General features: G+C 64.2%; 12 protein-coding genes. 4 read left to right on the top strand and 8 right to left on the bottom strand.

Features of this window, described 5'->3' with window-relative positions:
* Positions 1-299: 299 nt before the first annotated feature.
* Entirely contained in the window at positions 300-767 is a 468-nt protein-coding gene (locus BLV07_RS42990; protein WP_091898609.1) for a nuclear transport factor 2 family protein, read from the top strand.
* A gap of 467 nt (positions 768-1,234) precedes the next feature.
* On the opposite strand, the gene BLV07_RS42985 is transcribed toward BLV07_RS42990, so the two are convergent.
* Positions 1,235-1,723, bottom strand: coding sequence for a Crp/Fnr family transcriptional regulator (locus BLV07_RS42985; protein WP_091898608.1), 489 nt, complete (start codon positions 1,721-1,723; stop codon positions 1,235-1,237).
* Positions 1,724-1,928: 205 nt separating this feature from the next.
* On the opposite strand from BLV07_RS42985, the gene BLV07_RS42980 reads away from it, so the two are divergent.
* Positions 1,929-2,936, top strand: coding sequence for an LLM class flavin-dependent oxidoreductase (locus BLV07_RS42980; RefSeq protein ID WP_091898606.1), 1,008 nt, complete (start codon positions 1,929-1,931; stop codon positions 2,934-2,936).
* 217 nt (positions 2,937-3,153) lie between these two features.
* Here BLV07_RS42980 and BLV07_RS42975 read toward each other — a convergent pair whose 3' ends face one another.
* The 7 genes from BLV07_RS42975 to BLV07_RS42945 form a co-directional block, all read right to left on the bottom strand.
* Positions 3,154-4,716: a tannase/feruloyl esterase family alpha/beta hydrolase gene (locus tag BLV07_RS42975; protein ID WP_244551417.1), complete on the bottom strand. Its 1,563-nt coding sequence runs from the start codon at positions 4,714-4,716 to the stop codon at positions 3,154-3,156.
* Positions 4,717-4,866: 150 nt separating this feature from the next.
* Positions 4,867-5,742: an amidohydrolase family protein gene (locus BLV07_RS42970; RefSeq protein WP_091898602.1), complete on the bottom strand. Its 876-nt coding sequence runs from the start codon at positions 5,740-5,742 to the stop codon at positions 4,867-4,869.
* A gap of 13 nt (positions 5,743-5,755) precedes the next feature.
* Positions 5,756-6,148 (bottom strand): RidA family protein, encoded by a 393-nt coding sequence (locus BLV07_RS42965; protein WP_091898600.1) that lies wholly within the window; start codon positions 6,146-6,148, stop codon positions 5,756-5,758.
* Positions 6,149-6,173: 25 nt separating this feature from the next.
* Positions 6,174-6,977: a 2-oxo-hept-4-ene-1,7-dioate hydratase gene (hpaH, locus tag BLV07_RS42960; protein WP_091898598.1), complete on the bottom strand. Its 804-nt coding sequence runs from the start codon at positions 6,975-6,977 to the stop codon at positions 6,174-6,176.
* A gap of 3 nt (positions 6,978-6,980) precedes the next feature.
* On the bottom strand, positions 6,981-7,841 hold the full coding sequence (locus tag BLV07_RS42955) for a fumarylacetoacetate hydrolase family protein (protein WP_091898596.1): 861 nt from the start codon (positions 7,839-7,841) through the stop codon (positions 6,981-6,983).
* A 45-nt stretch (positions 7,842-7,886) separates the two neighbouring features.
* Complete coding sequence (locus BLV07_RS42950) at positions 7,887-8,504, bottom strand: flavin reductase family protein (RefSeq protein WP_091898594.1); 618 nt, start codon at positions 8,502-8,504, stop codon at positions 7,887-7,889.
* Positions 8,505-8,507: 3 nt separating this feature from the next.
* Positions 8,508-9,473 carry a Bug family tripartite tricarboxylate transporter substrate binding protein gene (locus BLV07_RS42945; protein WP_091898592.1) on the bottom strand — a complete coding sequence of 322 codons (966 nt, stop codon included), beginning with the start codon at positions 9,471-9,473 and terminating at the stop codon, positions 8,508-8,510.
* Positions 9,474-9,615: 142 nt separating this feature from the next.
* Here BLV07_RS42945 and BLV07_RS42940 point away from each other — a divergent pair, with 142 nt between their 5' ends.
* On the top strand, positions 9,616-10,407 hold the full coding sequence (locus tag BLV07_RS42940) for an IclR family transcriptional regulator (protein ID WP_176946138.1): 792 nt from the start codon (positions 9,616-9,618) through the stop codon (positions 10,405-10,407).
* 296 nt (positions 10,408-10,703) lie between these two features.
* On the top strand, positions 10,704-11,999 hold the full coding sequence (locus BLV07_RS42935) for an O-acetylhomoserine aminocarboxypropyltransferase (protein ID WP_091898590.1): 1,296 nt from the start codon (positions 10,704-10,706) through the stop codon (positions 11,997-11,999).

Below are 11,999 nucleotides of genomic sequence, written 5' to 3'. Positions count from 1 at the left end.
CCGTCGTCAGCCATCATTCTCTCCAGCAAATCAATCTGCTTAGAGAATCATATCCGCCTGACGCTCGATACGGAAAAGAGTCACAGGCTCGTAGGATGGGTCGAGCGAAGCGAAACCCATCAAGGCCTTGCTCAGTGACGAAACATGATGGGTTTCGCAAGTGCTCTACCCATCCTACGTGCTGAACGGCCATGTCGCCTGAAATCACGTGGTGTTTGGATCCTCGTTGGGGTAATTTCTTGTTGCAACTGATAACCGCGAGCGCATCATTTCCGCCGCGACATCAAGGGAGGACGATCATGACCTTCCGCGCACGAAGCCGTTTTGCTTTCTTCGTTTTATTCTCGCTACTGACTACGGCTGACGTAGTTCGCGCGGGCAGTGAGGACGAAGTGAAGGCTCTTTTCGCAAGATTTGTCGCCGCACAAAACGCTCACGACCTCAAGGAGGTTGGCGAGCTTTTGCACGATTCGGCTCAGTTTTTGTGGATCACGCGTGGCGCGGCTATCTGGGGCCACGACGCAGCACTCAAGCGTTTCGAGGCCTTGTATCAAGGCACTTGGTCCCTCGACCCGAAGATGGACGAACTGAAGGTGATCGAATTGCAGACGGGAGTCGCGCAACTCTACGTGCCGGTGACCTTCATGATTTCGCCGTCTGGGCAGACTGCGCAGCCTACACGGTTTCTGATGAATCAAGTGCTGGTGAAGATGGGTGACGGTTGGAAGATAACGAGCATTCTTCCAATTCCTGCGCCTCAGCCATAAACCAAATTTTTTCGAATGGGCTACGGACGATGTGGCGCGAGCTTTTCGAAAAGATGCAGTCGCACTGTCCGTTTGCCTCCCAAATTCGTGGTGATAGTGTCACAATCCGCGGTCTGTCCGGGAGGACACAATGGGATGGTTTGACCGGTTGTTTGGAAGGACGTTGGCGCCTGCGACCCCACTCCTTGCGAGATTTAGGCGGAAATCACGGGCAGCGACTGATCCTGATCTTCTGAAGATTGCCAAAGACCGAAAAGGGCATGTCTCGCGGAGAGCCGTGAGAGATGAATATAATCGGCTGCTTCTGGAGAAGTACGTGCACGATAAGTCGTGACGTCCAAAGCGCGATGAGATGAGTGGCGTAGCCTGGATGGAGCGAAGCGTAATCCGGGACACCTGCACTGCGGGACGGACCCCGGATTGCGCTTCGCTCCATCCGGGCTACGAACTGCATCGCAGATAGAGTTTCATCTCGCAGGGGTTTGCTCTTCGCCCACCTGCTGTGCGGCGAAGCGATCGTCGTCATGGCGTAGCCGTCGGCAAAGCTCGCGATTGATGTTCTGCAGGACGATCACATAGGCGTGGATGTCGGCCTTGTAGCAAGCGTAGAGCTTTTGGGCGGTCAGCTCGTACAGCACGGTCGGACTCTCCGCGACCACGGTGGCGGAGCGATTTTGCATTTCAATCAGCGTCATCTCGCCGAAGAAATCACCACGCTCCAGACCGGAAATCGGGATGACGCTCCCTGTATTCGCCCGTTTGCTCACTGAGAGCCGACCGGATTCGACGATGAACATCGAGCGTCCCGGCTCGCCTTCCGCCACGACGGTTGCTCCGGCATCAAAGCGGCGCTCGACCAGCATCGAAATCAGGAGGTCAAGGCTTGGGTCCGGAAGACCGCCGAAGAACGGCGTCGCGAGCAGGAACGCCTTCAGATCGGGAGCGCTGACAGCCATCGCGCGAGGATACGCTCCATCGCCATCAGCGGCAAGCAGAGCCCGTAGCAACCATTAGCATGGGAAGCGAAACCCATCAGCAGTTCGATGGCGAAACATGATGGGTGGTTTCGCAACTGCTCTACCCATCCTACGCGCTGCCACTACATGTGTTTCTTGCAAGACGCGCATGATTGCCCAGCCCCTCCACACCGGTACCCCGCACATGATCCCCTTCTCCATCCTCGACCTCGCGCCCATCCGCCAAGGTGGCGACGCCGCGCAGGCGTTTCGCAATTCGCTCGATCTCGCGCAGCATGCGGAGGCCTGGGGCTACAAGCGGTTCTGGCTGGCCGAGCATCACAACATGACGGGGATCGCGAGCGCGGCAACGTCGGTGGTGATCGCCCATGTCGCGGGCGGGACCAAGACGATCCGCGTCGGCTCCGGCGGGATCATGCTGCCGAACCATTCGCCGCTTGTCATCGCCGAGCAGTTCGGCACGCTGGAATCGCTTTATCCCGGGCGGATCGATCTTGGGCTCGGCCGCGCGCCGGGCACCGACCAGCTCACCGCACGGGCGATGCGGCGCGATCTCGCCACGGCTGCCGAGAACTTTCCGCACGACGTGCTGGAATTGCAGGCGCTGCTCGGCGATGTGCAGCCGAACCAGACGATCCGCGCCGTGCCCGGTATGGGGACCAAGGTGCCGCTGTGGATCCTGGGATCGAGCACCTTTGGCGCGCAGCTGGCGGCGATGCTCGGCCTGCCGTTCGCGTTTGCGTCGCATTTCGCGCCGCAAATGATGATGCCGGCGCTGCGCGAATATCGCGCGCGCTTCGAGCCATCGGCGCAGCTCGACAAGCCCTATGCGATGATCGGCGTCAATGTGTTCGCGGCCGAGAGCGATAAGGAGGCGCAGCGCATGTTCTCCTCGCTGCAGCAGCAGTTCATCAATCTGCGCCGTGGTACGCCGGGGCCGCTCCCGCCACCGGTCGATGACATGGACGCGCTGTGGTCGCCGGCGGAGAAGGCCGGCGTTGCGCAAGCGCTGTCGTGCTCCGCGGTCGGCTCGCCCGCGGTGGTCGAGGAGAAGCTGAAGGCGCTGATCGCCGAGACCGGCGCGGACGAAGTGATGACTACGGGGCAGATCTACGACCACGCCGCCCGGCTGCGCTCGTTCGAGATCGCGGCGGAGGTGCGGGACGGGCTGGCGAGGCGGCAGGAGGCGTGAGCGCTGGAGGCCTGTCAGATCAAGCCTGGCTGCTGCAACGACGAAGGTGCACTCCCTCTCCCGCTTGCGGGAGAGGGTCGGGGAGAGGGTGTTTCCGCAATGGGACGATCCCCAAGCGGAGAGAGCCCTCACCCGGCGCTTCGCGCCGACCTCTCCCGCAAGCGGGAGAGGTGAACGAGCCGCCGCAGTAATCGATGCAGTTGAAAGCCATCCCACTTTAGGGGGCGGCGCAGGTGAAGTTCTCAGCCTTCTCGATGCTGCCACTGCCGAGATAGCGGGCCTGGCGAGGATAGGGGCACAAGGGCCGACTGCGTTCCGGCCAGGGCGTTGTCGCGCCCGCGCGCGCCTCGATGCTGTCAGGCGCGCGGCCCTGCTCGACCCAGGTCACCAGTGGGGTCAGAACGTCAAAGCTGTCGGTGGCAGGGCCTCCCGAACAATGGTTCATGCCGGGCACGAGGAAGAGGCGGGCGAATTCGGCCGTCTCCTTCTCCCCGCCCGCAGCATTCGTGAGCCGCTTGTACCAGTCCAGAGTATCCAGCGCAGAGAACGTCGGATCGCTGATGCCGTGATAGAGCAGCAGCTTGCCGCGCCTTCGGAAACCGGAGAGATCGACTGAATTTGCGGAGATCGTCTGCACGGAGGTCTCAGGCATCGCCGCGCTCGTGCCGAAAATTCTCGCATGGGCGGCCGTGACATCCACGGTGCGGTAAAAGTCGTAGACGGCCTCCGCTTCATTGGCCAGGGGCGAATGAGGCGGGGTCATGTAGAGATAGGCCAGGGTCGCGCCAAAGGACACGTTGAAGGCGTTGACGTGGCTGTCGGGTGCCGTGCCGAGAATCCAGCGCCGCCATCCAGCCGTGGCGATTCCCGAGTCATAGGGATATGGCGCATAGATCCGACGGCCCTGCGCCGTAGTTGGCCCCTGGAAATGGTTTTCGAGAGCTGCCACCTGGGCGGCGGAGAGACAGCTTGCCGTCTTCTCGGCGGTACACTGCAGCGTGCGCGGCGAAAAACGACAGGCAGGCACATTGTCGATGATACCGTCGGCAAGACCATCGCCTTCATCACAGGACTGAACGATCGCCCTGGAGAGCAATTCCATGTCCGCCTGGGACAGCGCCTGGGCCAGAATGGGGCGGCCGTCCGAAGCTTTCGGCGAGATCGCCGCAAAGCCTTGCGTCGAAGCGGCCCCCGCAAGACCCTTCTCCGGCATTCGAAAGGCCGGTGCGCCGGCGGCAATGCCATCGAACTGATCCGGGAAGCGCTGCGTGATCGCCATTCCGTGCCGCCCGCCGTTGGAGCAACCCAGGAAATAGGAGTAGCTTGGCAGACGGCCGTAATAGGCCCGGATGAATTGCCTGGCCTGCCGCGTCACGACGTCGTCGGCGCGATAGCCGAAATCGATGCGCGCCTGCGGGTCGAGGCCGAATTTGGCGCCACCAAGGGGACCCGGCGCATTGCTGTGTCCGGCATCCGTGGTGACCGTCGCGTATCCCTGATTGAGCGCGCTCGGCTGTCCGCCGCCGGGCTGCGCATCTCCGCTGCCGAGAACACCGTCAGTGCCTCCCTGCCCCTGGAACACGAAGCGACCGTTCCATGCTTCCGGCAATCTGAGATGCAGACCGATGGCGAACTTCTGACCCTCGGCGCCGGTTCGCTCGTCCAGATAAGCGATCACTTCACAATGGGCGGCCAGTCCGTCAGCCGCCGGGCGCGGCTGCGCCTCGCTGACACGTGTCGTCGGACTGGCCCCGGCTTGAAGCCGATCGCATGTGGTCACTGGCGAGAAGCTGTCGTTGCCGGCTGTTGCGGTTGCGATAGAGACGGCGCACCCCACGAAAGCAAGCGCCGCACTCAGCCAGGAACGGTGATGCAGCCTTCGCAGTGCCGAGACAATCAACATGCGGCCCCCCGATCGTGAACGCCCCGGTTAATCCGGAAAACCGAACAGCTTTGCCGGATTGTGGACGAGGATTTTATCCAGCTCCGCCTTGCCCGGCGCATAGCGGTACATCAGCTCGAGCAGATCGGCGTCATTCGGCGGCTGCTTCACGGAGACCGGGTGCGGCCAGTCGCTGGCCCAGACGCAGCGGTCGACCGCTGCCTCGATATAGACGCGCGCGATCGGGATCACGTCGTCGTAGGGAGCCCCAGTCTTCGAGGTTTTCTCGCCGAGCGACAGCATCACCCAGAAATTGCCCTTGCCGAGCAGCTCCAGCATCTTGCGGAGATTTGGATCGTCCTTGCCGGCTGCGGGATCGGGGCGCGCCATGTGGTCGATCAGCACGGGCACGTCGAGATTCTCGTATTTGGCGACGCTGGACATGATGCCGTCCTTCTCGGGCTGGATCTTGACGTACCAGCCGAGCTCGCGGATGCGCGCAATGGCGCGGGCGAAATCGGCATCCGACAGCACGGCGCCGAGCTCCTGGCGGAAGCTGAAGCGCGCGCCGCGCACGCCGGCGTCATGCAGCTTGGCCAGATAAGAGTCGCTCGCCTCCGCGAACACCAAGGCGTTGGCGCAGCCGCGATAGTTCGGACCCATCGCAGCGAGGCCGTCGAGCACGACGGCATGGTCAGCGCCGTAAGTGGTGGTCTGGACGATGATGCCGCGCTCGATGCCGAGCGTCTTGTGCATGCGCAGCGCCGCCTCCCAGGTCGCGGTCGGCATCCGATAGGCCGCGCCGGGACGCTCCGGATATTTGTCGATCGGCCCGAGCACGTGAAACTGGCTGTCCACGGTCTTCGGCGGCGGCGCCTTCACCGGGCGGCGCGGATTGGGATCGAACGGCAGATAGGTCGGCATGCGCAAAACTCCCTCAGTCGATCACGGCGGTGAAGTCGCACTGCACCAGCGCGCCGCCGTCCATGTTGTCCATCGGCAGCGCGTGGCGCGCCGGTCGCGAGTGCTCGTCCGGAAACATCTTGAGCCACTCGACATTGACGGGACCGCGTTGCGAGCGGTCCTTCAGCCACACCGTCATCTTGATGATGTCATGCGTGGTGCCGCCGGCGGCCTCCACCGTCGCCTTCATATGCGCGAACATGTTGGCGCATTGCGCGTCCAGGCTCTCGGGCATGACGCCAGCCGCATCGCGGCCGAGGATGACACCCGACATCACGAGATTGCCGATGCGGCAGGCGTTCGGAATCGGATTGGCATGCTTGAAGCCGCCGATATGGATGCTCTTGCGCCGCGCGTGACCATTCATGATGCGCTCCCTTCTTGTTGTTGGTTCAGACGAACTGGCATGACACCGAGCCGAAGGCGCCGTAATCGGCGTGGAAGGTGTCGCCGCGCCGGATGTCGACCGGCCGCGTGAACGATCCCGCCAGCACCACCTCGCCGGCCGCGAGATGCTCGTCATGCGGCGCGAGGCGGTTGGCGAGCCAGGCGATGCCGTTTGCGGGATGATTGAGCACGCCGGCGGCAAGCCCGGTCTCCTCGACCTCGCCGTTGCGGAACAGGAACGCGCCGATCCAGCGCAGATCCGCATCGAGGGGGCGGAACGGCCGGCCGCCGAGCACCAGCGCGGCGTTGGCCGCATTGTCCGAGATCGTGTCCAGCACCTTGCGGGTCTTGCCGGTCTCGGGATCGACGCGGTGCATGCGCGTCTCCAGGATCTCGAGCGCGGGCGTCACGTAGTCGGTGGCGTTGAGCACGTCGAAGATGGTGCAATCGGGCCCGCGCAGCGGCGCCTTCAGCACGAAGGCGAGCTCGACCTCGATGCGCGGTGCGTGGAAGCGGTCGAACGGAATCGGCGTGGCGTCGGCATAGAACATGTCGGCGAACAGCACGCCGTAATCGGGCTCATTGATGCCGACCGCGTTCTGCATCGCCTTCGAGGTCAGGCCGATCTTGTGACCCTTGATGACGCGGCCGCGGCCGAGCTGAAGCTTGGTCCAGGCGCGCTGGACCGCGTAGGCATCCTCGATGCTGAAGTCCGGATATTCTTTCGTGAACATCGGGATCAGCGCCTTGGTGCGCTCGGCTTCATCGAGGCGCGCAGCGAGGCGTTCGATCGACGCAGCATCCAGCATGATCTATTGCTCCGCGACGACGGTGTTGCGCAGCACGCCGATGCGGCCCGACTCGACCTCGACGACGTCGCCCACCTTCAACCAGCGCGGCGGATCGAAGCGCGCACCGGCCCCGGTCGGCGTGCCCGTCACGATCATGTCGCCGGGCTTCAATGTGGCAAAGGTGGAGAGATAGGAGATCAGGAAGTCGAACGGGAACATCAGCCGCTCGGTCGTGTCCTGCTGCCGCACCTCGCCGTTGACGCGCGTGATGATGTCGTGCGGCCCGCGCGGGTCGAGCTCGTCGGCGGTGACGATCCACGGGCCGATGCTGCCGGAACGGTCGAAATTCTTGCCTTGGGTGACGTTGAACTTGCCGTGGCGCAGCCAGTCGCGGATCGTGCCCTCGTTGCACAGGGTCATTCCGAAGATGTGGCCCCAGGCCTTCTCGCGCGGGATGTGACGGCCGCGCTGCCCGATCACGATGACGAGCTCGCCTTCATAGTCGAGCTGGTCGGAGACCTCAGGCTTCTCGATCGGCTGGCCGGAGCCAGTCATCGAGGACATGCTGCGCACGAACAGGCTGGGATATTTGGGCAGGTCCGAATTGTCCTTGTACTCGGCGTTGCGCTCGGCGTAGTTGACGCCGATGCACCAGAGCTTTTCCGGCGCCAGCACCGGCGGCAGCAGGACCAGTTTTTCCAGCGCGTAGTCTGGCTGTTGCCCGGCGACCGCCTCCTGCGCATCGGCAAGAGCGTTGGCCGCGATCAGCGCCTTTACATCAGAGAAATCGCGGCCGATCCGCTTGGTCAGATCGACGACACCGCCTTCGACGGCCGCGCCGTAGCGTGGCTCTCCGTCCACGAGATAGCTTACGAGTCGCATCGTCGTTCTCCAATGATGTCGTGGGCGCGGCCGGGGCCAGCGCGCTCAGTCGGTCGATTTGGGAGTCTGGAAGACGGTGTTCAGAGTCACGATCTCGCCGAGCCGGGCATAGCGCGGCCCGCCGATGCGCGCGATCGGATCGAGCGCCTTTGTCTCGACCTTGCCGTCCTTCGCGAGGCCGTCGCGAATGTGGAACATGACGACCTCGCCGACGATGAGCCGGCTGCGGGCCTCGCCGAATTCCAGGCACTGTCGAAAGCGGCATTCCATTGCAACCGGCGCGGCGGCGAGCCGACGCACCTTGATGAGCTCGCAGGGCAGCGTTTCGAGCCCGAGATGGTCGACCTCGCTGATTTCAGGCGGATGCTCGACCGAGCTATCGTGCACCGCGGACATCAGCGGGGTATCGGCGATGTGGATCACATATTCCTCGGTATCGAGGATGTTGTGTGCGGTGTCCTTGTAATCGGCACCCTTGCGGCCGACGCTGATGGCGAGCATCGGCGGCTTCTGCGAGACGAAGGTGAAGGCGCTGAACGGCGCGAGGTTGAGCACGCCGGAACGCGACAGGCTCGTGACCCAGGCAATGGGACGCGGCACCACGATGCCGGTCATCAGGCGGTAGATGCGCTCGGCGCCGAGCTCGGTGGGATCGATCCGCATCGATCAATCCGCCCTGATGTTGGCCTTGCGCACCACCGGAATCCATTTGGCGTCCTCGCGCGCGAGATAGGCCTTGAATTCGTCAGGCGTCATCACTGTGGCTTCCCCGCCGAGCTTCTCGAACTTGTCGACCACGGCCGGATCCTTGAGGATCGCGACCAGCGTCTGGTGCAGCTTGTCGACGATGGGCGCCGGCGTGCCGGCAGGGGCGAACAGGCCGGTGAAGGTCTGGCCGTCGAAGTCCTTGTAGCCGAGCTCGGCAAAGGTCGGCACGTCAGGCAGCGACTTCAGCCGGTGCGGGCTGGTGACGGCGAGCGCGCGGAACAGGCCGGCCTTGATGTGCTGGAGGCTGACAGTGAGCTGGTCGAACGCGAACTGCACCTGGCCGCCGAGGAGGTCGTTGATCGCCGGCGCGTTGCCGCGATAGTGCGCGGTGACCCATTGCAGCTCGAGGTTGGACTGCATCAGCTCGCTGAGCAGATGGTTGGTGGTGCCGGGACCGGGCGAGGCCATGGTCAGCTTGCCGGGCTCGCGCTTGGCGAGATCGATGAATTCCTTGAACGTATTGGCCTGCACGGACGGATGCACCTCGAGCACCAGCGGCGTCATCGAAATGGTCGAGATCGGCAGGAAGTCCTTTTTCCAATTATAGGCCTCGCGCTTGTTGATCTCGGTCGCGAACAGCACCGGGCCATTGGCGCCGACGAACAGCGTGTAGCCGTCGGGCGCGGATTTCGCGAAGGCTTCGCCCGCGATCATGCCGCCGGCGCCGGCCTTGTTCTCGATGATGAAGGGTTGGCCGAGCTTTTCCTGGAGCTTGTCGGCGATGATGCGCGCCGCGCTGTCGACATTGCCGCCGGCCGGATAGGGCACGATCAGCTTGACGTTGCGCGCCGGCCATTCCTGGCTTGATGCGGGCCCTGCCAGCATCGCAACTGCAGCAGCGATGGCAATCCAGATTAATCTCATGTTAACCTCCCGGCGGCGCGTCCAATTCCACGTCGGATGCCGCGACGTTGCGCAAGGCAATTCGAAAGGCATCTCGATCGGAGCGAAATCTCCAGATGCGCGCTTGTCCTGTCGAGTGAATTGTGGCGTTCTTGTCCATATTATGGACAGGACGAGATTGGCCCGTAACGCCGGGGAACCGCGGCAGGGCGCGCAGGCAATCCGGCGCGCGCTCGCGGTGCTGCGCATTCTGGCCGCAGGCCGCGAAGACGGTGTGCCATTGGCCGAGGTGGTACGGGCGACCGGCCTCACCCGCCCGACCGTGCATCGCATCGTCCACGTGCTGATCGAGGAAGGCATCGTCGAGCGGCACGAGCGGACCGGCCGCTATGCGATCGGCAACCAGGTGCCGGAGCTGGCGCTCGCGCGACCGCGGCCGTCGCGGCTGCTGATCGCCGCCAATCCGTCGCTGCGGCGCGCCTCCGCTGAAATCGGCGACACGCTGTTCCTGACGGTGCGGACCGGCAACGACACGCTGTGCGTCGATCGCAGGATCGGCGTCTATCCGATTCAGGTGCTGTCGATCGAGGTCGGCGCGCGCCGGCCGCTCGGCGTCTCCAGCGCCGGCGTCGCCATCCTCGCCGCGATGCCGGCGCAGGACGCGCGCAAAATCGTCGCGGCCAACGAGAAGAGGTTCGAGGCCTACCAGACCGACGTCGCAACCGTAATGGGTGAGATCACCATGGCGCGGCGGCGCGGCTACTACATGCGGGAGATTGGCCTCGTGCAGGGCACGAAATCGATCTCGACCTGGATCAAGAGCCCGGACGGACAGCCGGCTGCTGCGATGACGGTCTCCGCCGTGCGGACAAGGCTCGGTCCCCGCCGCGAGCAGGAGGTCGCGGAGATTTTGCTGCGCGAGGCTGGGATCATCGAGCAGGCCATCCGCGGCTAAGGCGCGGGCGGCGCGACTTCGCCTCTCCCCGCCTGCGGGGAGAGGCCGACGCGCGAAGCGCGGCGGGTGAGGGCGAGTCTCCGCGAATTCAACTGCCACCGTGAATGCGGAAGCAGCCCCTCACCCCAACCCTCTCCCCGTAAGAACGGGGCGAGGGAGCGCATTGCCGTCGCGGCCGCGGCTCGCATCACGCGTCGTCGCTGCATGCCGGCATCCATCACTGTCAATGGGCTGACGCCGCGCTTCGTTTTGTGGCACAAGGACCGCCATCGCCGACCCGACCAACGAGGCCACGCATGCCCGCGCCGAAACCGCCTGCCTTCGAAACCCTGAGCCTGCATGCGGGCCAGCATCCGGATCCCGTAACCGGCGCTCGCGCCGTGCCGATCTACCAGACCACGTCCTACGTGTTCCAGGATTCCGACCATGCCGCCGCGCTGTTCAACCTGGAGCGCGCCGGCCACATCTACACCCGCATCTCCAATCCGACCACCGGCGTGCTGGAGGAACGGCTGGCAGCGCTGGAAGGCGGCGTCGGCGCGATCTGCACCGCCAGCGGCATGGCCGCGCTGCATCTGGCCATCGCGACGCTTCTGAACGCCGGCGACCACATCGTGGCGTCGAGCTCGCTCTATGGCGGCACCATCAACCTCTTGGCACACACGCTGCCGCGCTTCGGCATCACCACCAGCTTCGTCAAGCCGCGCGATCTCGACGCGTTCCGCGCAGCGATCAGGCCGAACACGAGGCTGGTGATCGGCGAGACCATCGGCAATCCCGGGCTGGAAGTGCTCGACATCCCTGAGGTCGCGGCGATCGCGCATGATGCGAAAATTGCGCTCTTGATCGACAACACCTTCGCCACGCCCTATCTCAGCCGCCCGATCGAACTCGGGGCCGACATCGTCATGCATTCGGCGACCAAGTGGATCGGCGGCCACGGTATCGCGATCGGCGGCGCCATCGTCGACGGCGGCCGCTTCGACTGGCGAGGCTCGGGCAAGTTCGGCGTGCTGACCGAGCCCTATGGCGGCTATCATGGCATCGTCTTCGACGAGCAGTTCGGCACCGCCGCCTTCATCATGCGCGCGCGCACCGAAGGCCTGCGCGATTTCGGCGCCTGCCTCTCCCCGACCAACGCGTTCCAGCTATTGCAGGGCGTGGAGACGCTCGGCGTGCGCATGGACCGGCATATGCGGAACACGCACCTCGTGCTGGATGCGCTGAAGGCCAGCAAGGCGGTCGACTGGGTGCTGCATCCCTCGCTGGAGGACCACCCTGACTATCAGCTTGCAAAGAGGCTCCTGCCGCGCGGCGCCGGCTCCATCGTCTCCTTCGGCATCAAGGGCGGGCGCCCCGCCGGGCGCAAGTTCATCGAGTCGCTGCGCATGATCAGCCATCTCGCCAATGTCGGCGACGCCAAGACCTTGGTGATCCACCCCGCCTCGACCACGCATCAGCAGATGGACGCCGAACAGCTCAAGACCGCCGGAGTCGGCGAGGAGCTGGTGCGGCTCTCGGTCGGCATCGAGACGGCAAGCGACATCATCGACGATCTCAATCAAGCGCTGCGCATCTCGCAAAAGGTCTGA

It is taken from the genome of Bradyrhizobium sp. Rc2d, assembly GCF_900099855.1.
In the GTDB taxonomy this organism is placed as follows: Bacteria; Pseudomonadota; Alphaproteobacteria; order Rhizobiales; family Xanthobacteraceae; genus Bradyrhizobium.
Note: the sequence above shows the minus strand (reverse complement) of the source record. Positions and strands in the feature narration are given on the sequence as shown.